We start from the raw sequence: 24772 nt of genomic DNA, 5'->3' as shown, positions 1-24772 counted from the left end.
GGAGGCTACTATGAAACGATTGTTCTCGATGTTTGATACATCTGTCTTAACAATGGCTGGATTGAGAATCGTATCCGGATGCTTAGAAATCACTGCGGCCATATTGATGCTTGTTTTTAATGATGTGAAAAAAGCGTTAGCGGTTAATGCATCGCTTGCGATTGTTGGTCCGCTCATTTTAATTGCGACGATGTCTGTTGGACTCATTGGGTTGGCAGATCAGCTTTCGTATTCAAAGCTCCTTTTCATCGGACTCGGCGTTGGTTTTATACTGTATGGAATCTTCCGATAGTGAAATCTATTGAGTAGGAATAATGTGTACGAGCTAGCATACATTGAAATATAAGAGAGTAAGAGTAAAAGAGGAGTTTCTTATATGAGAGAGATAGTAGATGTATTACCAAAGTCAATTGCTAGTCTTATTACCCAGTATCCTCAAGAGCGAATTGAAAAAATGGAAGAAATCCGAATCAGGGTGTCTAGGCCGCTTGAAATCATTGAAAATGGAATCCCTGTTTATCATAACTATCATGTCACAGGTGAGGACGCGATTCAGCTCTTAAACAAGCTTGGACAATATTCAATCTACACACTTGAGGAAGAACTAAAGCGGGGCTATGTCACCATCCAAGGCGGTCATCGAGTGGGACTGGCTGGTAAAGTCATCACAGAAAATGGAATGGTAAAAGCAATTCGAGATGTAACATCGTTTAATATTCGGATTGCGAAACAAAAAATAGGGGTAGCTGTTCCACTTGCTCCCTATCTCTTCGATACGTATTGGAAAAACACCATTATTATTGGTCCGCCGCAAACAGGAAAAACAACATTGCTTCGAGATCTTGCAAGGATGATTAGCTCAGGGATTGAGTCAAGAGGAATTCCAGCACTAAAGGTTGGAATTGTCGATGAACGTTCAGAAATTGCTGGTTGTGTGAAAGGTGTTCCACAAGTCACTTTGGGACCGAGAGTCGATGTCCTCGATGCCTGTCCAAAGGCTGAAGGAATGATGATGATGATTCGCTCGATGAGTCCTGATGTCTTAATTGTGGATGAAATTGGTAGAGAGGAAGATAGTCAAGCGATTATGGAGGCTGTCAATGCTGGGGTTAGTTTGATTGTAACTGCTCATGGGCATCAAATATCTGATCTTACGAAACGACCATCCCTTGAGAGAATAATTAATGCAGGAGTAATTGAACGTTTCGTTGAACTATCGCGTACAAAAGGACCCGGAACGATTAAAGCCATTCTCGGACCAAATGGAAAGCATCTCTTACCAAAAGTGAGCGTGACGTAAATGATAAAAATGATTGGAGCCATTCTTATATTGCTTGGCACGACATGGGCTGGATTCGAGGCGGCACGCCGTTTAAGTGAAAGGCCTCGACAACTAAGGATGTTGAAAACAGCCCTACAGTCATTAGAAGCAGAAATAATGTATGGACATGTTCCATTGATAGATGTTGCAACCCATCTTGCAAGACAAATTCCTAAACCGGTTTCTTATTTTTTTGAAGGCTTCGCAAATAAGCTTCAAACAGGTGAGGTCAGTGTTAAAGTAGCCTGGGATGAGAGCCTGAAAGAGGTGTCCAAGCTAACAGCTTTCCACCAAGGAGAGATAGAAATTTTACAGCAATTCGGTGAAACGCTTGGGCAGCATGACAGAACCTCACAACAAAAGCATATTTTACTGGCTATTACCCATCTAGAACGAGAAGAAAGTGAAGCAAAAGATAGACAAATGCGTTATGAAAAAATGGTGAAAAGCCTTGGCTTTTTGTCAGGTTTATTAGTAGTCATTTTATTGATTTAGGGGGAGAGAAAGCAAATGGGAGTGGATGTTAATATAATTTTTCAAATAGCCGGTGTAGGAATTGTGGTTGCCTTTCTCCATACAATCCTAGATCAGATGGGTAAAAAGGAATACGCCCAGTGGGTAACCTTATTGGGCTTTATATACATCTTGTTTATGGTTGCAACAATAGTTGAGGACCTGTTTAAAAAGATAAAAGCCGTGTTCCTCTTTCAGGGTTAAGGAGGGGATGAGCGATTGAGATTATACAAATTGTTGGATTAGGTTTAATCGGGACCTTTCTAGCACTCATTGTAAAAGAACAAAAACCAACTTTTGCCTTTATGTTAGTTGTGTTTATCGGCTGTGTTATTTTCCTCTTTTTAGTAGGGGAAATAGCAGACATCATTCGGATGCTTGAGAAGGTAGCGATAAACTCAAATGTGAACACAGTCTATGTAGAAACAATTCTTAAGATCATTGGGATTGCATATATTGCCGAATTTGGAGCGCAAATTACAAAAGATGCAGGTCAAGGGTCGATAGCCTCAAAGATTGAACTCGGGGGAAAAATTTTAATCCTAGCAATGGCGATACCAATATTAACAGTTTTAATAGAAACAATCATTGGACTCATTCCTAGTTAAATGAGTTTCAAGGGGGTGGTTGGCGTGACCGGTAGCAAAGCCTTTTCTTTTCTTGTTTTATTGCTTTTCTTTTTTTCTTTACCTCAATTTGTACAAGCCTCACCCTCACAACAGGAAGTCATCGACAATCAAATTCATGAACAGGTTGAGGAACAACTAGAATCCCTCGGCATTGATGAAATAAAACAATTCTGGGATGAAATTGTTACGGAGTATGGAGGCTATTTACCTGATAGCCAGAAAGGCAGTTTACTAGAATTCATCCGCGGAGAAAAAGAGCTGTCATTAAAGGAATGGATGCTAGGGCTCGTCAAATTCGTGTTCCACGAGTTAATTACAAATGGAAAGCTGCTTAGTACTCTGATCATGCTTACGATTTTCAGTATGTTTTTACAAACACTACAAAATTCATTTGAAAAAAGTACCGTGAGTAAGGTCGCCTACTCGATTGTCTACATGGTGTTAATCATCATCGCCCTAAATAGCTTCCGGGTTGCTATCATGTACACCGAGGAGGCCATCCAAACGATGATTAATTTTATATTAGCACTTGTTCCATTATTACTCGCATTAGTAGCATCATCAGGTGGAATTGCATCTGCTGCTTTTTTCCATCCACTGATCTTATTTTTAATGAACACGAGCGGGCTGCTCATTCAATATATCGTCTTACCCCTGTTATTTATGTCCGCATTATTGAGTATTGTTAGTACCTTGAGTGAGCAGTACAAGGTGACACAGCTTGCTCAGTTACTCCGAAATGTGAGTATTGGCATCATTGGGGTGTTTCTAACTATCTTCTTGGGCGTTATATCCGTCCAAGGTACAACAACTGCTGTTGCAGATGGTATCACGATTCGGACTGCAAAATTTATTACCGGGAATTTTATCCCAGTGATCGGGCGAATGTTTACAGATGCGACTGATACCGTAATAAGTGCCTCAGTGATTTTAAAAAACACGGTAGGAATCTTTGGAGTCGTTATCCTTTTGTTGATTGCGGTGTTTCCTGCTATTAAAGTGTTGTCACTTGCAATCATCTACAAACTGGCAGCCGCATTACTACAGCCTTTAGGCGGAGGTCCAGTAATTGCTTGCTTAGATATTATCAGTAAGAGTGTTGTTTATATTTTTGCTGCATTAGCGATTGTATCCTTGATGTTTTTCCTTAGTATCACGGTTATTATCGCGGCAGGAAATCTGACGTTAATGGTCAGGTAGACAAAAGGTCTTGGAGGTGAGGACATCTGAGTTTTATTGCTGAATGGGTAACAAATATTATCTTATTTATTTTGCTTGCGACCATTGTGGACATGCTTCTTCCAAGTTCAAGTATGCGCAAATACGTAAAAATGGTGACAGGGCTACTACTAATCATGATTATCTTAACTCCGTTGTTCTCACTTTTTAAAACAGATTTGGACCAAGCCTTGTTAAATATCAATCTAAAACCTGTTCAAGATGAAAAAAATCTAGAAAATTTAATAGATTTGAAGAAAAAAGAAATACAAGCCTCACAACGTGCATATATTTTAGAAACAATGGCTGTCCAATTGGAATCTGAAGTGGAAGAGGAGTTGGTGCAAAACGAATATGATTTAAATGTTCAAAAGGTAAATGTGTTCCTTTCAAGTGCAGTCGACGTTAAGGAGACTGTTACTCTGGATGAATTCTTGGATGACATTCAGTCAATCGAGGTGGTGTTATCAAAGGAGACAGCCGAGCCTGATGATGTCCCAGTAGTGAAACCAGTAGAGATTGATACCTCCAAACAGAATGAACCAATAGCTAAAGACGTCGATCAAACCAACGTCAAAACAATCACAAAATCATTATCTACTAGATGGGAAATGGACCCAGAAAAAATCGTAGTCACTGTGGAAGGGGGGAAAGAGTAGTAAATGGATAAGGACAAAGGAATTTTAAATACAATCAAAGGGATGTTCTCCGGATCCAAAGATGATCCACCAGATAAAAAAGGAAACAAAAAAAACCAATATTTCTTACTTTTATTAGCAGTTGGAATAGCCTTTATGTTAATAAGTAACCTGTTCACAGGTGATACACCATCTTCAGTCTTGCCAGCTTCTTCTTCAACTGAAGTAGTTAGCAAGGATGAACCAACATTTGGAGGGCAAAAGGATGACGATCTGAATAATGCAATTTCTAAATACGAGGATCGTTATGAGAATGAGCTTAAAGAGTCATTAGAAGCCATTGCTGGGGTAGAAGATGTGATTGTTTCTGTTAGTGTAGATGCTACGGAAACAAAGATACTGGAAAAAAACACCGTCACTCAAAGTCAACTCACAAATGAGGAGGATCGGGATGGTGGGAAGCGGCAAGTCGAGGATTTAACTAAAGATGAACAAGTTGTCATCATCCGTAGTGGCGATTCTGAAACACCAATTGTCTTGAAAATTGAAAAGCCTGAGATTCGAAGTGTTTTAATCGTCGCAAAAGGTGTTGAGAACGCCAAAATAAAACAAATGGTAGTTGAAGCTGTTACAAAGGGATTTGATGTTCCAAATCATAAAGTTGCAGTTGTACCAAGGAAAACGAAGGGGGATTCATAAAATGTTATTGAAAAAGCAAACGGTATGGTTATTAACAATGTTAAGCTTGGTAGTTGTATTGTCAGTCTATTATATTACTACTCCTGAAAACAATCCGAATATGGCTGCTGTTGAGCAGGAAGAGCAGGAAGATACTTCGAAGGAAAATGTGGAAACAGCCACTGAAAATAAGGATGGTGCTAGTGTAACTGTCGAAGAAGATGAAGAAGGCAATGTGATTTCTTCTGTTTCCGATGATGATATGTTCGCTGCATTACGACTAGAAATTGATGAGCATCGCAGTAAATTAAGAAGCAACCTAGAATCTCAAACAGCTTCTACAGAACTAACAGCAGATCAAAAGTTAAAAGCATATGATGAGCTAAAGAAGCTTGATGACATTGAAACTAAAGAAAGAATCATTGAGATGTTAATTAAAGGAAATAATTACGAGGATGCGTTAGTTCGCGTAGAGGGTGACAAAATTAAGATTACTGTTAAATCGGTGGAAAGCTCTAAACAAGCTGCAAATGAAATCTTACGTCTTGTTCGTAGTGAATTAGGAGAGCTTCAGAATGTAGCGGTAGAGTTTGAATTAACTGGTGAAAAAGAAAAGTAATAGATTGTTAAGCACGGCATAATGCCGTGCTTTTATTTGTCATTTAGAAATATATGGATTTAATGTTTTTATAAAAAATCTCCGTAAAATATTGAAAAGATAGATTTAAGTATCGTATCATGTTAGTATGTGGTACTAATACTAGCAATAAAATGCTGTTCTCATCTTTTGTAATATATCTTGGTTATTCATAAGGAGTGTAACAAATGTTTAAAATTCAAGAGCTACGTGAGCTAATTAAGTTAGTTGATCAGTCAAATATCGATGAATTCTCATTTGAGAGTGAAGGATCAAAAATTAAAATGAAGAAAAAAGTGAAAGAAACAGCAGCTCAAACAGTTGTTGAAAGCAATGTGCAAGCACAACCAGTGGCTCCGGCTGTTACAGAAGTTGTTCAGCCAGCTGTTCAACCGGCTCAGCCACAACAAGTTCAAGCAGAACCTATTGCAGCAGCACCAGTTGTAGAGGATAATTTACATAAAATTGTTTCTCCTATGGTAGGTACTTTCTACACATCTCCATCACCTGATGCTGATGTTTATGTTAAAAAAGGTGATAAAGTAGCAGAAGATACAGTTGTCTGTATCGTAGAAGCCATGAAACTATTTAATGAAATTGAAGCAGAAGTAAACGGTGAAATTGTTGAAATCTTAGTTGAGAACGGTCAGCTTGTGGAATATGGTCAACCATTATTCCTAGTAAAAGCATAATGTTTGTTTAAAAAGTAAGGAGCGACCATCATGTTAAAAAAAATACTAATAGCAAACCGAGGAGAAATTGCAGTTCGAATCATTCGTGCTTGCAAAGAGCTTGGAATTGAAACAGTAGCAGTCTTCTCTGAGGCAGACCGTGAATCACTTCACGTTCAATTGGCAGATGAGGCCTATTGTATAGGACCAAAATCTTCAAAAGATAGCTATTTAAACTTTACAAATATTATTAGTGTTGCAAAGCTGACAGAAAGTGAAGGAATTCACCCTGGATATGGCTTTTTAGCAGAAAATGCAGATTTTGCAGAGCTTTGTCGTGAGGTCAATCTAACATTTATTGGCCCTAGCCCTGAAGCAATTAATAAAATGGGGACAAAGGACGTTGCCCGTGAAACGATGAGAGAAGCCGGTGTACCTATTGTTCCTGGTTCACAAGGAATCATAAAGGATACAGCTGAAGCTATCGCGCTTGCAAATGATATGGGGTATCCAGTTATCATTAAAGCAACCGCTGGTGGAGGTGGAAAAGGTATTCGTGTTGCGAAAAATGAAGAGGACCTGGTTAAGGGAATTAACATTACGCAGCAGGAAGCAGCAACTGCTTTTGGAAACCCAGGTGTCTATATTGAAAAATATATTCAAGATTTCCGTCATGTTGAGATACAAGTATTAGCAGATAACCATGGAAATGTGATACATTTAGGAGAGAGAGATTGCTCCATTCAACGTCGTTTGCAAAAACTAGTAGAAGAAACTCCATCTCCTGCTTTAAATGAGGCAACTCGACAAAAAATGGGTGAGGCTGCAGTGAAAGCAGCGAAAGCTGTTGACTACTCTGGAGCTGGAACAATTGAGTTCATCTATGATCATGTAAATGATGATTTCTACTTCATGGAAATGAATACAAGAATTCAGGTTGAGCATCCAGTTACTGAGATGGTAACAGGAGTAGATTTAATAAAAGAGCAAATTCGTGTAGCATCTGGCGAAAAGCTTTCATTGACACAAAGTGAAGTAACATTTAATGGGTGGTCTATTGAATGCCGAATCAATGCCGAAAATCCAGAAAAGAACTTTATGCCATCTCCGGGTAGAATTGAAATGTACTTACCTCCAGGTGGATTAGGAGTAAGGGTAGATTCGGCCGCTTATCCTGGCTATTCAATACCTCCATATTATGATTCGATGATTGCGAAGCTCATTACATATGGGGCAACTAGAGAAGAAGCAATTGCAAGAATGAAGCGAGCTCTTAGTGAATTTGTTATTGAAGGTGTACACACTACAATCCCATTCCATCTAAAGCTTATGAATCACGAAAAATTTGTTGGTGGAGACTTCAATACAAAATTTCTTGAATTATATGAGGTAATGAAGTAGTACACTAAATGTAGGAGGTGCTTGCTAATGGCAGCGGAAACGAATATTTTAGAAATGAATCAAGGTAACAACGGTCTTGGCAAGGTTGAAATTGCACCAGAGGTAATCGAAGTTATTGCTGGGATTGCATCTTCAGAGGTTGAAGGGGTAGCTTCAATGAGAGGTAACTTTGCTTCTGGAGTAGTGGAAAGATTAGGAAAGAAAAACCACGGAAAAGGTGTTAAAGTTGAACTCACAGACTCAGGAATCATTGTTGATGTGTACTGTGTGATGAACTTTGGTGTCTCCATTCCAAATGTTGCACGTCAAATTCAAGATAATGTACGCCAAGCTTTATTGAATATGACAGCTTTGGATGCAAATGAAGTAAACATCCACGTAGTTGGAGTATTACTTGAGTCACAAAAACCGGAAGTTTCAGTAGAAGAGGAAATGTAAAAAAAACAAATTGTCTGATGGCAAACGCTATCAGACTTTTTTCTTTTCCTTACTAAGTTCTGTTAGTTTTTATTTTAAAATTATTTTATGATATTATACATGGTAGGAAATCAACAGATAATGGAACTATACATAAAGGAGAAAGAATTAGTATGAAAAGACGTACAGCAAGACAGAAGGCTTTACAATCGTTATTTCAAGTTGATGTAAGCGAGTGTGATCCAAAGGAAGCGATTGAAAGTGTACTTGAAGAAGAAGCTTCGGATCCTTTCTTAGAGCAGCTTGTGCATGGAGTTGTCCAACACTCGGAGGAAATTGATACCTTATTACGAGCAAACCTTGAAAAATGGAATCTTGAAAGACTAGCAAATGTCGACCGTTCGATCTTAAGAATAGCTGTTTATGAAATGAAGTATGTAGAGGGGATTCCTGTTAACGTTAGTATTGATGAAGCAATCGAACTTGCGAAGGAATTCGGAGACGATAGCTCAAGTCGCTTCATTAATGCAATTCTTTCAAAAGTAAAAGATACAATTGTAAAGTAACTTAACCTGCACCTTTATGTTTTAAGAATGAAGTAGCAAAAAATATATACTGGGGAGAGTTGAGAGGAATGGCAGCAGAGATAATTAGTGGAAAAGAATTAGCGCAAACAAAACGTAAGGAAATAGCGGAAGAAGTACAGAAATTATCACAAGAAGGCATTATTCCTGGTCTTGCTGTGTTATTAGTCGGGAATGATCCAGCTTCAAGATCGTACGTGAAAGGAAAGGAAAAAGCTTGTCAAGAAACAGGAATTCATTCTTTAATGTTAGAATACCCTGACACAATTACCGAAGAATTTCTATTAAGTGAGATTGATCGCTTGAACCAGGATCCTACTATTCATGGGATTCTTGTACAGTTACCCTTACCTAAATCCATTAACGAAACAGCTGTAATTGAGAGAATCTCACCTGAAAAAGATGTGGATGGTTTTCATCCGATCAATATCGGTCGAATGATGACTGGACAAGATGCTTTCTTACCGTGCACACCATTTGGCATTATCGAAATGGTAAAATCTAAGCAGATTTCAATAGAGGGTAAGCATGTAGTAGTTGTCGGCAGAAGTAATATCGTGGGGAAACCAGTTGGACAACTCTTCCTCAATGAAAACGCAACAGTTACGTATTGTCATTCTAGAACAGCAAATTTAAAAGAAATGACCCTCCAAGCAGATATTCTAGTGGCAGCGGTTGGAAGGGCAAATTTCATACCTGGAGATTATATTAAAGAAGGTGCAGTCGTAATCGATGTGGGTGTAAATCGCCTTGAAGAAACTAGAAAGCTTGTCGGTGACGTCAATTTTGAGGAAGCTAAAGAAAAGGCAAGTTATCTTACACCAGTACCTGGTGGAGTTGGTCCTATGACTATTACAATGCTACTTCACAATACGGTTCAATCCGCAAAAAAATTCGCCCTTCTTACCAGAAAGTAGGGATATAGGTAGAATGGAACAGAATCGTTATTTAACTGTAACGGCCTTAACCAAATATATTAAACGTAAATTCGATGCAGACCCCCATCTTCAGGATATTTGGTTGAAGGGGGAAATATCGAACTTTAAAGCACATAGTCGTGGACATATGTATTTTACAATTAAGGATGAACAAGCGAGAATTCAGTCCGTTATGTTTGCAGGCTATAATCGCGATTTGAAGTTCACACCTGAAAATGGGATGAAGGTTCTTCTTCGCGGTGAAGTTACAGTCTTTGAATCGAACGGGAACTATCAACTCTATGTAAAAGAAATGCAGCCAGATGGGATTGGAAACTTATATTTAGCTTACGAAGAAATGAAAAAGCGTCTTGAGACAGAAGGACTATTCTCAGAACGTTACAAAAAGCCAATCCCTAAAATACCGAATTATATTGGCATAGTCACATCACCAACAGGTGCGGCAATCCGTGATATTATTACGACGATAAGACGTAGATACCCAATCGCGAAGGTAATAGTCTTCCCCGCGTTAGTCCAAGGCGTTAATGCGGGACCTTCAGTAGTAGATGCCATTAAAAAAGCAAATGAATTTGGGAATATTGATGTGTTAATTGTTGGTCGTGGAGGAGGCTCTATTGAGGAGCTCTGGGCATTCAATGAGGAAATCGTTGCAAGGGCTATTTTCGAATCGAAAGTACCTATTATTTCAGCAGTGGGACATGAAACAGATATAACCATTGCAGATTTTGTAGCGGATCTTCGTGCACCGACACCAACTGGAGCAGCTGAATTAGCTGTTCCACATATGGCTGAGCTTTCGGAGCGGTTATTAGTAAGGCATACCCGTTTATTACGTGCTATGAAAGAGAAACTCGTAAGTGATTCAAAACGCTTGGATACATTAAAAAAATCCTATGCTTTTCGATTCCCTCGAAATTTATATGATCAAAAGCAACAACAACTTGATCGTATGGTCGACCGTTTAGAACGTGAAGGTGCATTGACACTTGCACGTAAACAAGAGAAGTTTCAAAAGCTCAAGCTAGGACTATTGCATAACCATCCAAATGAAAAGCTCATTCAAGCCAAACAAAAAAACGACATGCATACTAAAATGCTCGTAAAGGAATTCTCGCAACTTTTAAAACAAAAGCAATTTGTTTTTTCATCAACTTTGTCAAAATTAGAAGCGCTTAGTCCATTGAAAATAATGGATCGAGGCTATAGTCTTGTATACGACGAGGACAAACATTTAGTAAAGAGTGTGGCTCAGGTCGAACAGGGGAAGCGAATTAAAGTGGAACTTACGGATGGTCAACTTGATTGTGAAGTAATTGGAATAGAGGAGAGACAATAAATGAGTGAAGAAAAGGTATTATCCTTTGAAGAAGCAATGGAGCAGCTTGAACAAATTGTCGGACGCCTTGAAGAAGGGGATGTTCCCTTAGAAAAAGCAATCACTTATTTTCAAGAAGGAATGAAGCTTTCAAAGCTATGTCATGACAAGCTGCAGCATGTAGAGAAACAAATGGAACAAATTTTAAGGGAAGACGGTGAGCTTGCACCGTTTACGATTCAGGAGGAAGAATAAACAGTGGGCCCAACCGATGTAAAAGAGTTTTTAAATAAACAAAAGAATATTGTTGAAGAACAGCTAACGAACTATATCTCAGCCCTAACGGCTCCAAAAAGTATTAAGGATTCGATGCACTATTCGCTTGAAGCTGGTGGGAAACGAATTCGACCATTATTACTACTTGGTACTCTACGCTCTTTTGGGAAAGATGAGAGCATTGGTTTGCCAACAGCTTGTGCGATTGAAATGATTCACACCTATTCACTCGTTCATGATGATCTCCCAAGTATGGATGATGATGATCTTCGTAGAGGAAAACCGACGAATCATAAAGTGTTTGGGGAAGCAATTGCGATTCTAGCGGGTGATGGACTTCTGACCTATAGCTTTCAGGTTATTACGGAGTCCTTGAAGAATGAAATATCGGCTGAAAAAAAACTAATGCTGGTTACTGAATTAGCGAAGGCTGCTGGACCTGAAGGCATGGTTGGTGGACAGGTTGCTGATATGGAAGGCGAAGGTTCTGTATTAAATCTAGAGGAGCTAGAGTATATACATCGCCACAAAACTGGAAAGTTATTAGCATATAGTGTAATTGCAGGAGCCATTCTTGCAGATGCTACAAATGAACAGTTAAATAAGCTTACACAATTTGCACACCATTTAGGTTTAGCCTTTCAAATTCGGGACGACATACTAGACATAGAAGGCTCTGAGGCTGTAATCGGGAAACCGGTCGGCAGTGATACAGGAAACGATAAAAATACATATCCTGCTTTATTATCACTTGAGGGTGCAAAGGAAAAATTAACTTTTCATATAGACGAGGCAAAGCGGTTTTTATATAGTGTTGATATGAAACATGATATACTGGACTATATGTGTAATTTAATCGCATCTAGAGATCATTAAAATACTCTGTAAAAGTATTTTAAGTGCTGAATAGTAAATGAAAGTGAGTGAATCCTTTGGATCTTCTTAGCATTAAAGACCCTAAGTTCCTTAAAAATATGTCAATAGATGAATTAGAAAAACTAAGTCAGGATATCCGTCAATTTTTAATTGAAAAGCTATCTAAGACTGGTGGCCATATTGGTCCCAATCTTGGGGTAGTTGAACTAACAATCGCTCTACATAGGGAGTTTAATAGCCCGAATGATAAATTCATTTGGGATGTTGGTCACCAATCCTATGTTCATAAAATTTTGACTGGACGGGCTTGTGAATTTGATACACTGCGTCAATATAAAGGGCTATGTGGGTTTCCGAAACGTGTTGAAAGTGAGCATGACGTTTGGGAAACTGGACATAGCTCAACAAGCCTTTCCGCTGCTATGGGTATGGCTGTTGCGCGTGATATTAAAGGAACAAAGGAATTTGTCGTTCCTATCATTGGTGATGGTGCCTTAACAGGTGGGATGGCATTAGAAGCTTTAAATCATATCGGACATGAAAAGAAAGATATGATTGTCATTCTAAATGATAATGAAATGTCAATTGCTCCAAATGTAGGGGCTCTTCATAATGTTTTAGCAAGACTACGTACTGCAGGAAAGTACAATTGGGTAAAAGATGAGTTAGAACTTTTACTTAAGAAGATACCGGCTGTAGGCGGCAAACTGGCATCAACAGCAGAACGGGTAAAAGATAGCTTGAAGTATTTACTTGTCTCAGGAGTCTTTTTTGAGGAACTAGGTTTTACCTATTTAGGACCAATTGATGGACATAACTATGAGGATTTATTTGAAACATTTGAATATGCAAAGAAAACAAAGGGTCCTGTATTAGTTCATGTCATAACGAAAAAAGGAAAAGGCTATACGCCAGCTGAAACAGACAAAATTGGTACATGGCATGGTACAGGCCCTTACAAAATTGAAACAGGTGATTTTGTAAAACCTGTGAATGCGCCACCAGCCTGGAGTGCTGTAATAAGTGAAACAGTTCGGAAGCTTGCAAAGAAAGATAATCGAATTGTTGCGATTACACCAGCAATGCCTGTGGGGTCGAAGCTTGAGAAGTTTGCCAAGGAATTTCCTGAACGTATGTATGATGTTGGGATTGCTGAGCAGCATGCCGCGACAATGGCTGCAGGACTAGCAACTCAAAATCTAAAACCGTTTCTTGCTATATATTCAACCTTCCTGCAAAGAGCTTATGACCAGGTTGTCCATGATATTTGCCGTCAAAATCTAAATGTGTTTATAGGAATTGATCGCTCAGGTCTAGTTGGGGCAGATGGAGAAACACATCAAGGTGTATTCGATATTTCCTTTTTAAGACATATTCCGAATATGGTACTTATGATGCCAAAGGACGAAAATGAAGGTCAACACATGGTGAATACGGCTATTCAATATGATGATGGTCCAATTGCCTTGAGGTATGCAAGAGGAAATGGTCTTGGAGTTGAAATGGACGAAGAATTAAAGACGATTCCAATTGGGTCATGGGAAATTTTAAAGCCAGGTTCAGATGCTGTTATTCTTACGTTTGGTACTACTATCCAAATGGCGATGGAAGCTGCAGAGGCTCTTGAAAAAGAAGATATCTCGGTAAGAGTGGTAAATGCTCGTTTTATTAAACCACTTGATAATGATATGATGCATCAAATTCTAGGTTCAAATCTTCCAGTTTTAACTATAGAAGAATCCGTATTAATGGGTGGATTTGGAAGCGCAGTTCTTGAATTCGCACATGATCATGGCTATCATGATGCTAAAATTGACCGTATGGGTATTCCAGATCAATTTATTGAGCATGGAAGTGTTAATGAACTCTTGAATGAAATAGGAATGACAACTGAGAATGCTGTTGAACGGATTCTCAAGCTCGTACCTAAGAAGCAGAAACGAGTGTAGACAATGGGAACAAAGAAAGAACGACTTGATGTTTTATTAGTTGAACGTGGCTTAATCGAAACAAGAGAAAAGGCGAAGCGTTCTATCATGGCTGGACTCGTCTATTCAAATGAGGAAAGACTCGATAAGCCTGGTGAGAAAGTTGAAATTGATATACCGCTCACTGTAAAGGGAAATGTGATCCCGTATGTCAGTAGAGGTGGATTAAAACTTGAGAAGGCCATAAAAGAATTTGATTTAAATATTGAGGATCGAATCATGATCGACGTTGGCTCCTCAACTGGTGGGTTTACGGATTGTGCTCTCCAAAATGGAGTTAAACGGTCTTATGCCCTTGACGTTGGATATAATCAGCTTGCGTGGAAGCTAAGGCAGGATGAACGTGTAGTAGTGATGGAACGAACTAACTTTCGATATGTAACTCCGGCAGACCTTCAAGAAGGAATGCCAGAGTTTGCAACGATAGATGTTTCGTTTATCTCATTACGACTCATTTTACCGGTACTGAAGACTCTTCTCGTTCCGCAAAGTGATGTTGTGGCACTTGTAAAACCACAATTCGAGGCGGGAAAAGAACAAGTTGGTAAAAAGGGAATCGTACGAGACCCAAAAACACATGAAAATGTGCTTAATAAGATTATTGAGTTTTCCTTAAAGGAAGGGTATGATTGCGTCAATTTATCGTACTCTCCAATCACTGGTGGGGAAGGCAATATCGAATTTTTACTACATTTACGCTGGAATGGACCTACTGAGTTAGGTGAAAGTAAATTACCGAATACGGTTCAAGATGTTGTCGAAAGTGCACATGATATGTTAAAGAAGGAATAGCAAATAGTAAGGGGATAGCCAATGTGCTGTCCTCTTTCTTCATGGTAAACACTCTAGTTGTGATGATAACCTAGATGATTACGAAAAAAATGTACAATCTTGTCAGAATCGGCTAACATAGGTGGTAATAATACCGTTTAAAGAGAGAGGATGTCAAAATGAATAAGGGACAAAGACATATAAAAATTCGTGAAATTATTACAAGTAACGATATCGAAACACAAGATGAGATCGTTGATATCTTAAAAAGCGAAGGATATAACATTACCCAAGCAACTGTATCTCGAGATATAAAAGAATTGCATCTTGTGAAAGTACCAATGGTTGATGGTCGTTATAAATACAGTTTACCTGCTGATCAACGATTTAATCCACTTCAAAAATTGAAGCGCTCTTTGATGGATGCGTTTGTGAAGATTGATTCAGCGGGGCATATGCTTGTGATGAAGACTCTTCCCGGTAATGCGAATGCAATAGGTGCATTAATTGATCATTTAGATTGGGAAGAGATTTTAGGAACGATTTGTGGAGATGACACCATCTTAATTATTTGTAAAACTCCAGAACAAACGGAGACTGTCTCTAATCGATTCTTGGACATGCTGTAATCAAGTATGTTCAAAAACGTAAGAGAGAGGAATTGGGGGTGTTGTAATTGTTAGCTGAACTAACGATAAAGAACTTTGCGATTATTGAGGCTCTTTCTGTCTCTTTAGAAAAAGGGCTAACTGTGCTAACAGGAGAAACAGGCGCAGGTAAATCCATTATAATTGATGCTGTCCATTTATTAGTAGGTGGTAGAGGATCAGCGGAGTTTGTACGGTATGGAGAAGAACGAGCGGAAATCGAAGGTCTATTTTTAATCGACAGTGAAAGTCATCCATGCTACGCAAAGGCCGAAGAATTTGGTATTGAAATTAGTGACGGAATGATCGTTTTACGTAGAGACATCTCAAAATCAGGGAAAAGTGTCTGTAGAATAAATGGCAAGCTCGTTACCATTTCCATCCTGCGTGAATTTGGTAGGACATTAATTGATATTCATGGGCAGCATGAACATCAGGATTTAATGAATCAAGAACAGCATATCCATATGCTTGACCAATATGGTGGAAACTCAATTAAACAGGCTTTGCAAGAATATCAACAAATCTATAAAACGTATCTCCAGGTAAAACAGCGTTTAAAAAGCTTTAATGAAAATGAGCAAGAAATGGTCCATCGTCTTGATCTAATCCAATTCCAGCTAAACGAAATTGGAAAGGCAGAATTAAAGCCAAATGAAGATGTTGAACTCACAGAAGAGAGAAGAAAAATATCTAATTACGAAAAAATCTTCAAATCCCTTCAAAATAGTTATAATGCCCTGGTCGGGGACCAAAAGGGCCTTGATTGGATCGGGCTTGCTATGAACCATGCTGAGGATGTTATGGATCTTGATAAGGAATTAGAGAAGATTCATGAGACAATCTCCAATAGTTTTTATTTATTAGAGGAAATCTCGTATAAAATCCGTACCCAACTAGATGAATTAGAATATGACCCTGCAAGATTGGATTTTATTGAAAGCCGCTTGAATGAAATCACGCAACTAAAGCGAAAGTATGGCCAGTCTGTTGAGGAAATCCTTGAATATGCAGCTAAAATTGAGGATGAGCTGGACACAATTCAAAATCGTGAGCAACATATTGACAAGTTGAGGGACGAGCTGGACTCGGTTTTAGAGGATGTCAAACTAGAGGCGGAAAATATCTCAGCCCTTCGAAAAAAACTTGCTAAAGAGCTAATTAAAAGGATTACACAAGAATTAAAAGACCTATATATGGAAAAGGCGAAATTTGATATTAACTTTTTTCAAGATTCGACTATTAAATTAACTCCAAATGGGAAAGATGATATTGAATTTTATATTTCTACAAATCCAGGTGAACCACTTAAGCCATTAGCAAAAATTGCATCTGGTGGGGAATTATCTCGTATTATGCTTGCCATAAAGAGTATCTTTTCCAAACATCAGGGTGTTACTTCAATCATATTTGATGAGGTCGACACTGGTGTAAGTGGCCGAGTTGCTCAATCAATCGCAGAAAAAATCTATGGAGTATCTGTAGGTTCACAGGTTCTGTGTATTTCTCATCTTCCGCAAGTGGCAGCAATGGCTGATAGCCATTTATTTATCGCAAAAGAAACTGTGCAAGGAAGAACGACAACATCCGTTACGAAGTTGGATGAGGCTGAAAAAATTAAGGAAATTAGCAGAATGATTTCTGGTGTTGAAATAACGGAACTGACGAAGGAACATGCAAAAGAACTACTGAAAATGGCAGAAGAAAGCAAACAAGTACGAAAAACAGTAAATCACTAATTTATTTACGGCTGAATGAGGTTATACAACGTTACGTACAAATTTTAACTTGTAATGCTATCCAAAATGGGTAGCATTTTTAATCTCTGAGAGGTTATAAATGTCGTCTCTAAAGGCCAAATTAAAGAATGTAGCCATACCTAATTAGATGGCGGCGTGGGATAGGAGCGAGGAGAGTGAAAAATAAATGAAAACAGACAAAATTAGATATATAATCGGTACATTTCTCCTTGTTTCAATTTTGGCTTTAGGGTTTTACAAGCCACTTAAAGAATATATAGAAATTCCAAAACAACTCACCTTATTTGAGGGGCAAGACTTTACTATCCAATCCTCATTACCAGTTACAACGACAATGCCTGATTCCAATTTCGCATTTTCATCAGAGATAGATGATCAACAAATCTCGGTTGCTGCGAATAAAAGTGGTTCAGGTGAGATGATGGTCGAATTTGCAGGTGTTCCAGTAAAAAAAGTAAATGTCAATGTATTATCCGATTTTAGAGTGATTCCTGGAGGACAATCAATTGGTGTTAAACTAAATACATTAGGTGTATTGGTTGTTGGTCATCACCAGATTGAGACAGAGGAAGGGAAACAGTCACCAGGTGAAATTGCTGGTGTAGAAGTCGGAGACATCATTAAAGAAATCAACGGTAAAAAAATTGAAAAGATGAGCGATGTAGGACCATTCGTCCAAGAGTCAGGTAAGACTGGGGAACCGTTAAACCTTGTCATTGTTCGGGATAATGAGGACATAAAGGCAAAATTAATGCCACTCAAGGATAAGAATGACCAGGCCTATCGAATTGGTCTATATATCCGTGATTCAGCTGCTGGTATAGGGACAATGACCTTCTACCACCCTGAAACAAGAAAATATGGTGCATTAGGCCATGTTATCTCAGATATGGACACAAAAGAACCGATTGTTGTGTCTGATGGTCAAATCGTTAGATCAACGGTTACTTCTATTGAAAAAGGAAGCAACGGTGATCCAGGTGAAAAGCTTGCACGTTTTTCAGCGGACAAAGAAATCATTGGGAATATTAAGCGAAATAGTCCTTTTGGCATATTCGGCGAGTTGAATAAACAAGTGAATAACGGCATTATGGATAAGCCGCTTCCCATAGCACTTTCACACCAGGTTAAACCAGGTCCAGCCAAAATCTTAACTGTTGTTGAAGATGATAAAGTCGAGGAATTTGACATTGAGATTGTTAGTGTAGTCCCCCAAAAAATTCCTGCAACAAAAGGAATGGTTGTTAAAATTACGGATAAACGACTCCTGGATAAAACCGGTGGCATTGTTCAAGGTATGAGCGGTAGCCCAATCATCCAGGACGGTAAACTGATTGGAGCAGTCACTCATGTTTTTGTAAATGATCCCACGAGCGGATATGGTGTTCATATTGAATGGATGTTAAGCGAAGCTGGAATTGATATCTACAAAAAGGAACAGAAAAAGGCGGGCTAAATGCTCGCTTTTTCTTTTGTTATTACTGTAGAAGTGAATGGATAAAATTAGGAGAGGGGGGGCCAGTATAGTCGTGAATCGTCCCCGCAACTGGATGAAATTAGGAGAAGGCGAACCAGTAAAGGTGTGAATCGTCCTCGCAAATGGATGAAACTAGGAGAAAGCGAAGCAGTAAAGTAGTGAATCATCCTCACACTTAGAAAAAATTAGGAGATTGCGAACCAGTATAGGTGTGAATCGTCCCCGCAACTGGATGAAATTAGGAGAAAGCGAACCAGTAAAGTAGTGAATCATCCTCACACTTGGATAAAATTAGGAGAAAGCGAACTGGTAAAGTAGTGAATCATCCTCACACTTAGAAAAAATTAGGAGATTGCGAACCAGTATGGGTGTGAATCGTCCTCGCAAATGGATGAAACTAGGAGAAAGCGAACCAGCAAAGTGGTTAATCATCCTCGAACTTGGATAAAATTAGGAGAATGCTAACCAGTAATGGTACGAATCGTCCCCGCAACTGGATGAAAGCGAACCAGCAAAGTGGTGAATCGTCCCCGCAACTGGATGAAACTAGGAGAAAGAGAACCAGTATAGGTGCGAATCGTCCCCCGCAATCAAATCAAATCAGGAGATACTAAACTGGGCGAGGAGAATTTGTACAGATTTATATCGCAAAAAATTGCATGAGAAGATATAATAAAATCACATAAAGATTTTTCGACAAAATCGAAATTTCACCACAGATTAATGGCGTTTTAAGTCGAAATCTTAAGTATAATGGAGAATAAATTATTTTTCAATAAATTTTTCCTATTTTTTTAAAAAAATAAAGGAAATCTTATTGCATTGTCGAATTCTTTCTTTAGAATGTAAATATAGACAAATTTTTGCGGATGTAGTTTGAGGAGGAAATAGAGTGAAGAAAATAAACGTTTTTATTGTTGATGATAATCGAGAACTGGTGAACTTACTTGATGAATATTTATCTAGCCAAGAAGACATTGAAGTCCAAGGTGTTGCGTATAACGGTCAAGACTGTCTGACTATGCTTCAAGAAAAACAGCCAGATGTTCTCGTTCTAGATATAATTATGCCTCACTTAGATGGCTTAGCTGTTCTAGAAAGACTGCGGGATTCTAATCTTGAAAAACAGCCTAATGTCATAATGTTAACAGCTTTTGGTCAGGAAGATGTGACGAAAAAAGCCGTCGATTTAGGTGCAGCGTACTTTATTCTTAAACCATTTGATATGGAAAACCTTGCAAGCCGAATCCGTCAAGTTAGCGGGAAATCTGCACCAATCATTAAAAGAAACCCTTCAAATTCTCTTGTTCGTAATCAGTCGGAGAATGGCCCGAAGAATCTAGACGCAAGTATCACAAGTATTATCCATGAAATTGGTGTTCCTGCTCATATCAAAGGATATCTGTATTTGAGAGAAGCAATTTCTATGGTGTACAATGACATAGAATTATTAGGATCCATTACTAAGGTGTTATATCCTGATATTGCAAAGAAGTTCAATACAACTGCAAGTCGTGTTGAGCGTGCAATTCGTCATGCAATCGAAGTCGCTTGGAGCCGTGGTAATATTGATTCAATTTCAAACCTTTTCGGATATACAGTAAGTATGTCAAAGGCTAAGCCTACAAACTCTGAATTCATCGCAATGGTTGCTGATAAACTCCGTTTGGAGCACAAGGCTTCCTGAGAGGGTAAGGAGTAATTAACAACGGAACTTATATTTTCTTACTATAAAAACACCACTTACTCACTGTAAGCGGTGTTTTTTGTTATTTATCTTTGTTATCGGATTTTTCCAACTCCATCATTTTCTGTACGAGAATATGCTGTGGCATGTGCATGATTTGTTCAATAGGGACATTCAAGGTTTTTGAAAGTCTTAATGCAGTTTCAGCAGAAATTTGTAATGGTCTCATGTTCTTTTCTCCCTTATATAAAATACTCTATAATAAAAGTATACCAAAAAAAGGAGAATCTCAATGACGCAAATTTTTGGGCATAGGGGAGCGGCTGGAACGCACCCGGAAAATACTATGATTTCGTTTAAAGAAGCAGCGAGAGTAGGTGCTGATGGAATTGAGTTGGATATTCAAATGACAAAGGATGGGGAAATTGTTGTTATCCATGATGAAACCGTCAAAAGAACCACGAACGGAAAAGAAAAAGGATGGGTTAAGGACTATACCTTAAAACAAATTAAGAATATGGATGCTAGCTACAAGTTTAAAGATCAATATGGGTTTTGTGAAATTCCGACCCTTGAAGAAGTGTTTGAGTGGGCCAAGTCAAATCAATTGTTAATAAATGTTGAGTTTAAAACAGGATTAGTTTCCTATAAGGGTATAGAAGAGAAGACCCTACAGATGATTAATGATTATGGACTTGAGGACAGAATTGTTATTTCAAGTTTTAATCATTATAGTCTAGTTAAATGTAGGCAACTCTCAAGTACAGTCGATTTAGCTATTTTATATATGGAGGGACTGTATGAACCTTGGGAGTATGCAAAACGCCTTAATACAAACGGAATCCATCCATATCATCAAACAATCAATAAGGAAATAGTCGAAGAATCCAAGCGTAATCATATTGCGGTTCGGCCGTTTACAATAAACGATGAGAAAAAAATGAAACAATTTATCGATTTTGGCTGTTCTGCAATCATTACGGACTACCCTAAAAAAGCCTTAGCGCTAATTAAATAACCATGAAAAAAATCCTGCTAAATCAGCAGGATTATTTATTTTGCTCACTAACTGGTGAGCTTTCTTTTTGAAATTTGTCCTGAACTTTATTTCTTTTCCGGTCACGGTGAAGAATAAATCCACCGATAAAGGATAGACCAGCTATAAAAAAGATAAGTCCAATCAAAAATTGAAGCATTAAGGACGGAATTGGACTGATTAACACTCCGAAAAACATGTCTCTCATAAATTTAATGCCAACTCCTGCTATAACGCCTGGTATTAGTAGCACGATTAGAGCTAATATACGTTGCATAATAAAGATCCCTTTCAAAAAAAGACTTCTTTATAAATGTAAGCTATTAAAAAAATTTGTCAAGATGAAGCTTTCAGGTTATTATGGTAGTGTGCACTTTATTGCAAATGGTAAAAATAAAGTGTGTAAAATATTGCATGGTCGAGTTTTGCGATTATACGGCTAGCTTCAGCGCATGCATTTATAAATAGGAGGTGACATTGGTATGCAAAAGGTTATGGTAGATTTGATTATAGATTCGACTCATGATGGAATGATTGTCATTGATATCAATAGCCAAGTCATCTTACTTAATAATAGTGCTTCAAGGATGATAGGTGTTGCAAAGGAAGACGCGATTGGTAAGCATATATACGAATGTATTCCTGATAGTAAATTGCCAGAGATACTACGAACTAGAGCTGTAGAAGTTAACCAAGAACTTGTTTTAGAAAATGGCCGTAAAATTATTACGACACGAATCCCAATGGTCAATGAATCAGGGATGCTTTTAGGGGCATTTGCTGTTTTTAAAGACATTACGGAAGTTGTAGATTTAGCTGAAGAAATAACGAATTTAAAAGAGATACAAACCATGCTTGAAGCCATTATCCAATCTTCCGAAGAGGCCATTACTGTAGTGGACGAGGATGGACGCGGGATAATGATTAACCGTGCGTATACACGGATTACAGGGCTTGAAAAGGAACAGGTTATTGGAAAGCCTGCAAATGCAGATATTTCTGAGGGTGAAAGCATGCACATGCAGGTTTTACGAACAAGAAGACCTGTTAGAGGTGCCCGCATGAAGGTTGGCCCTCATGACAAAGATGTAATTGTTAATGTGGCTCCAATTATTGTGGATGGAAAGCTTAAGGGAAGTGTTGGTGTCATCCATGATGTTTCAGAGATTAGCCAGCTAACTTCCGAATTGAATCGAGCTAGACATATCATTCGGTCACTTGAAGCAAAATACACATTTGATGACATCATTGGCTCTTCAGAAGAAATGGAATTTGCAATTGAACAAGCAAAACTTGGTGCGAAGACTCCAGCTACCGTTTTACTTAGGGGTGAATCTGGGACAGGCAAGGAGTTGTTTGCACACGCGATACATAATGAAAGTAAACGAAAATATAATAAATTTGTTCGGGTGAATTGCGCAGCTATTTCAGAATCACTGCTGGAAAGTGAATTGTTTGGTTATGAAGAAGGTGCCTTTTCAGGTGCTAAGCGCGGAGGTAAACAAGGTATTTTCGAGGAAGCGAATAATGGAAGTATCTTCTTAGATGAAATTGGTGAATTATCTTTAAACACCCAAGCTAAATTGCTAAGGGTTCTACAGGAAAGAGAGATTGTTCGCGTTGGAGGAACAAAGCCGATTCCGATTGATGTTAGAATTATTGCAGCCACTAATGTAAACCTTGAAAAAGGAATTGGAAACGGAACTTTTAGAGAGGATCTATACTACCGATTAAATAAGATTCCAATTTTTATACCTTCACTTCGAATGAGGAAGCAGGATATTAAACCTCTTGCGGAGCACTTATTACATAAAATAAATCAGGATTACGGACGTAATGTTGAAGGGTTGACTGAAGAATCTATTCAATATTTACTTCAATACGATTGGCCTGGGAATGTTAGGGAGCTTGAAAATGTCCTCGGAAGAGCCGTAATCTTTATGAATTATCAGGAAAGACTAATTGACGTGAAGCACATTCAGCCATTACATGGCGTAACAAGTAAAACCCTTGCCACAAATATTGCATCTGAAACAGAACTTAAAGATGTTCCCTTATCGGCTTTAGTTGAAAAATACGAAGCAAAAGTGATTGCCGAGGTGTTGAACTTAAATGGCGGGAATAAAACAGCGGCTGCTAAATCATTGGGGATATCTCTTAGAAGTCTATATTATAAGCTGGAAAAATATAATCTTGCAAATTAAAGCATGCAATATTTTGCAAGGTGTGCAAGAAGTTGCGCAATTGTTTTGTAGAAAATACTACACAATTAAGCGTTTTCAACACTTGAGAGTTGGCACGTTTATTGCATGTTAAATATGTGCATTAAACGAAGGGGAATCTTGATTGAAAAGAAGGTAAATTTGGATGAAATTGTATGATCTTATCAATAGTGCAGCTAAACATTCACAGGTCACCGTTGCTGTTGCTGCTGCCGAGGATGACGAAGTGTTAGAGGCAATAACCGAAGCAATAAACCACAGGCTTGCCCGATTTTTATTATTTGGTAACCAAGAAAGAATACACCAAATCCTTACTGCAAAAGGGTATACGGGAGAAGTCCTTAATGAACTACATGTGATAAACACAACATCACCGGAAGAATCAGCACAGGCTGCAGTCAGAGCTGTTCATTCAGGTGAAGCAGAAGTATTAATGAAGGGGAATATCCCGACATCTACCATATTAAAAGCAGTCCTGAATAAAGAATACGGACTTCGGACAGGTAATGTTCTATCACATGTGGCTGTGTTTGAGGTTCCAGAATTTGAACGCTTCGTTATTGTAACAGATGCTGCTATGAACATAGCCCCTGGGCTACAGGAAAAAGTACAGATTTTAAATAATTCCGTAAAGGTTGCGAACTCCATTGGTATTCACGTACCGAAAGTAGCACCAATTGCAGCGGTTGAAGTGGTTAATCCTGCTATGCAAGCAACAATAGATGCGGCAGTATTAACGCAAATGAATCATCGTGGTCAGATTCAAAATTGTATCGTCGATGGTCCATTAGCTCTAGATAATGCCATATCAATTCTAGCAGCAGAGCACAAAGGTATTACTAGTGCTGTAGCTGGACAGGCCGATATTTTGCTTGTTCCAACGATTGAAGTTGGAAATGCATTATATAAATCATTAGTATACTTTGCGAAAGCGCAGGTAGGAGCTGTAATTGCTGGTGCTCGTGCACCTATTGTTTTAACATCTAGGGCAGATTCTGCAAAGAGCAAATTATACTCGTTAGCATTGGCAGTATGTTCTGCCAGACAATAGTCAAACTAGGGGAGGAAC

Annotated in this window: 28 protein-coding genes; 26 read left to right on the top strand and 2 right to left on the bottom strand. The window is 38.5% G+C overall.

All coding sequences use genetic code 11. The features are described from left to right. The first annotated feature begins 10 nt into the window (after nt 1-10). The 23 genes from CZ490_RS09960 to spo0A all read left to right on the top strand — a co-directional run bounded on the left by CZ490_RS09960 (nt 11) and on the right by spo0A (nt 20445). On the top strand, nt 11-292 hold the full coding sequence (locus tag CZ490_RS09960; RefSeq protein WP_077618756.1) for a YqhV family protein: 282 nt from the start codon (nt 11-13) through the stop codon (nt 290-292). Between the two features lie 84 nt (nt 293-376). Then, nucleotides 377-1300: a stage III sporulation protein AA gene (spoIIIAA, locus tag CZ490_RS09955; RefSeq protein WP_077618755.1), complete on the top strand. Its 924-nt coding sequence runs from the start codon at nt 377-379 to the stop codon at nt 1298-1300. Next, nucleotides 1301-1816 carry a stage III sporulation protein SpoIIIAB gene (gene spoIIIAB / locus CZ490_RS09950; RefSeq protein WP_077618754.1) on the top strand — a complete coding sequence of 172 codons (516 nt, stop codon included), beginning with the start codon at nt 1301-1303 and terminating at the stop codon, nt 1814-1816. Between the two features lie 15 nt (nt 1817-1831). Next, nucleotides 1832-2038 (top strand): stage III sporulation protein AC, encoded by a 207-nt coding sequence (gene spoIIIAC / locus CZ490_RS09945; protein ID WP_010284588.1) that lies wholly within the window; start codon nt 1832-1834, stop codon nt 2036-2038. Nucleotides 2039-2052: 14 nt separating this feature from the next. Beyond that, entirely contained in the window at nt 2053-2442 is a 390-nt protein-coding gene (gene spoIIIAD, locus CZ490_RS09940) for a stage III sporulation protein AD (RefSeq protein ID WP_077618753.1), read from the top strand. A gap of 24 nt (nt 2443-2466) precedes the next feature. Further along, nucleotides 2467-3663: a stage III sporulation protein AE gene (spoIIIAE, locus tag CZ490_RS09935; RefSeq protein ID WP_234987214.1), complete on the top strand. Its 1197-nt coding sequence runs from the start codon at nt 2467-2469 to the stop codon at nt 3661-3663. A gap of 86 nt (nt 3664-3749) precedes the next feature. After that, nucleotides 3750-4340: a stage III sporulation protein AF gene (spoIIIAF, locus tag CZ490_RS09930; protein ID WP_234987303.1), complete on the top strand. Its 591-nt coding sequence runs from the start codon at nt 3750-3752 to the stop codon at nt 4338-4340. A 3-nt stretch (nt 4341-4343) separates the two neighbouring features. After that, nucleotides 4344-5018 carry a stage III sporulation protein AG gene (gene spoIIIAG / locus CZ490_RS09925; RefSeq protein WP_077618750.1) on the top strand — a complete coding sequence of 225 codons (675 nt, stop codon included), beginning with the start codon at nt 4344-4346 and terminating at the stop codon, nt 5016-5018. A 1-nt stretch (nt 5019) separates the two neighbouring features. Beyond that, nucleotides 5020-5616 carry a SpoIIIAH-like family protein gene (locus tag CZ490_RS09920; RefSeq protein WP_077618749.1) on the top strand — a complete coding sequence of 199 codons (597 nt, stop codon included), beginning with the start codon at nt 5020-5022 and terminating at the stop codon, nt 5614-5616. Between the two features lie 206 nt (nt 5617-5822). Next, nucleotides 5823-6326, top strand: a complete 504-nt coding sequence (gene accB, locus CZ490_RS09915) for an acetyl-CoA carboxylase biotin carboxyl carrier protein (RefSeq protein WP_077618748.1) — start codon at nt 5823-5825, stop codon at nt 6324-6326. Between the two features lie 30 nt (nt 6327-6356). After that, a complete protein-coding gene (gene accC, locus CZ490_RS09910) occupies nt 6357-7706 on the top strand; it encodes an acetyl-CoA carboxylase biotin carboxylase subunit (RefSeq protein ID WP_077618747.1) in 1350 nt (449 codons plus the stop codon). 27 nt (nt 7707-7733) lie between these two features. After that, nucleotides 7734-8144, top strand: coding sequence for an Asp23/Gls24 family envelope stress response protein (locus CZ490_RS09905; RefSeq protein WP_077618746.1), 411 nt, complete (start codon nt 7734-7736; stop codon nt 8142-8144). A 152-nt stretch (nt 8145-8296) separates the two neighbouring features. After that, on the top strand, nt 8297-8689 hold the full coding sequence (gene nusB / locus CZ490_RS09900) for a transcription antitermination factor NusB (protein WP_077618745.1): 393 nt from the start codon (nt 8297-8299) through the stop codon (nt 8687-8689). Nucleotides 8690-8757: 68 nt separating this feature from the next. After that, nucleotides 8758-9624, top strand: a complete 867-nt coding sequence (gene folD / locus CZ490_RS09895) for a bifunctional methylenetetrahydrofolate dehydrogenase/methenyltetrahydrofolate cyclohydrolase FolD (RefSeq protein ID WP_077618744.1) — start codon at nt 8758-8760, stop codon at nt 9622-9624. A 13-nt stretch (nt 9625-9637) separates the two neighbouring features. After that, nucleotides 9638-10984, top strand: a complete 1347-nt coding sequence (gene xseA / locus CZ490_RS09890) for an exodeoxyribonuclease VII large subunit (RefSeq protein WP_077618743.1) — start codon at nt 9638-9640, stop codon at nt 10982-10984. Further along, nucleotides 10985-11218, top strand: a complete 234-nt coding sequence (locus tag CZ490_RS09885) for an exodeoxyribonuclease VII small subunit (protein ID WP_077618742.1) — start codon at nt 10985-10987, stop codon at nt 11216-11218. A 3-nt stretch (nt 11219-11221) separates the two neighbouring features. Beyond that, nucleotides 11222-12115 carry a polyprenyl synthetase family protein gene (locus CZ490_RS09880; RefSeq protein WP_077618741.1) on the top strand — a complete coding sequence of 298 codons (894 nt, stop codon included), beginning with the start codon at nt 11222-11224 and terminating at the stop codon, nt 12113-12115. A 56-nt stretch (nt 12116-12171) separates the two neighbouring features. Continuing rightward, entirely contained in the window at nt 12172-14064 is a 1893-nt protein-coding gene (gene dxs, locus CZ490_RS09875) for a 1-deoxy-D-xylulose-5-phosphate synthase (protein WP_077618740.1), read from the top strand. 3 nt (nt 14065-14067) lie between these two features. Further along, nucleotides 14068-14895, top strand: a complete 828-nt coding sequence (locus CZ490_RS09870) for a TlyA family RNA methyltransferase (protein WP_077618739.1) — start codon at nt 14068-14070, stop codon at nt 14893-14895. A gap of 158 nt (nt 14896-15053) precedes the next feature. Beyond that, a complete protein-coding gene (ahrC, locus tag CZ490_RS09865) occupies nt 15054-15503 on the top strand; it encodes a transcriptional regulator AhrC/ArgR (protein ID WP_077618738.1) in 450 nt (149 codons plus the stop codon). Between the two features lie 47 nt (nt 15504-15550). Then, nucleotides 15551-17260 (top strand): DNA repair protein RecN, encoded by a 1710-nt coding sequence (gene recN, locus CZ490_RS09860; protein WP_077618737.1) that lies wholly within the window; start codon nt 15551-15553, stop codon nt 17258-17260. 187 nt (nt 17261-17447) lie between these two features. Further along, nucleotides 17448-18737, top strand: coding sequence for a SpoIVB peptidase (spoIVB, locus tag CZ490_RS09855; protein ID WP_077618736.1), 1290 nt, complete (start codon nt 17448-17450; stop codon nt 18735-18737). A 913-nt stretch (nt 18738-19650) separates the two neighbouring features. Then, nucleotides 19651-20445: a sporulation transcription factor Spo0A gene (spo0A, locus tag CZ490_RS09850; RefSeq protein ID WP_077618735.1), complete on the top strand. Its 795-nt coding sequence runs from the start codon at nt 19651-19653 to the stop codon at nt 20443-20445. A gap of 82 nt (nt 20446-20527) precedes the next feature. On the opposite strand, the gene CZ490_RS09845 is transcribed toward spo0A, so the two are convergent. Continuing rightward, nucleotides 20528-20674: a YycC family protein gene (locus tag CZ490_RS09845; protein ID WP_077618734.1), complete on the bottom strand. Its 147-nt coding sequence runs from the start codon at nt 20672-20674 to the stop codon at nt 20528-20530. A gap of 63 nt (nt 20675-20737) precedes the next feature. On the opposite strand from CZ490_RS09845, the gene CZ490_RS09840 reads away from it, so the two are divergent. Next, on the top strand, nt 20738-21463 hold the full coding sequence (locus CZ490_RS09840; protein WP_077618733.1) for a glycerophosphodiester phosphodiesterase: 726 nt from the start codon (nt 20738-20740) through the stop codon (nt 21461-21463). A gap of 31 nt (nt 21464-21494) precedes the next feature. Here CZ490_RS09840 and CZ490_RS09835 read toward each other — a convergent pair whose 3' ends face one another. Next, entirely contained in the window at nt 21495-21758 is a 264-nt protein-coding gene (locus tag CZ490_RS09835; protein ID WP_077618732.1) for a DUF2627 domain-containing protein, read from the bottom strand. 205 nt (nt 21759-21963) lie between these two features. On the opposite strand from CZ490_RS09835, the gene CZ490_RS09830 reads away from it, so the two are divergent. Continuing rightward, nucleotides 21964-23685, top strand: a complete 1722-nt coding sequence (locus tag CZ490_RS09830; RefSeq protein ID WP_077618731.1) for a sigma-54 interaction domain-containing protein — start codon at nt 21964-21966, stop codon at nt 23683-23685. Between the two features lie 163 nt (nt 23686-23848). Then, a complete protein-coding gene (yqiS, locus tag CZ490_RS09825; protein ID WP_077618730.1) occupies nt 23849-24754 on the top strand; it encodes a phosphate butyryltransferase in 906 nt (301 codons plus the stop codon). The last annotated feature ends 18 nt before the right edge of the window (nt 24755-24772 follow it).

Origin of the sequence: Litchfieldia sinesaloumensis, assembly GCF_900156865.1 — a bacterium.
Taxonomy (GTDB): Bacteria; Bacillota; Bacilli; order Bacillales; family Bacillaceae_L; genus Ferdinandcohnia; species Ferdinandcohnia sinesaloumensis.
The sequence above is the reverse complement of the archived record's forward strand: the minus strand, read 5'-3'. Positions and strand labels throughout refer to the sequence as shown.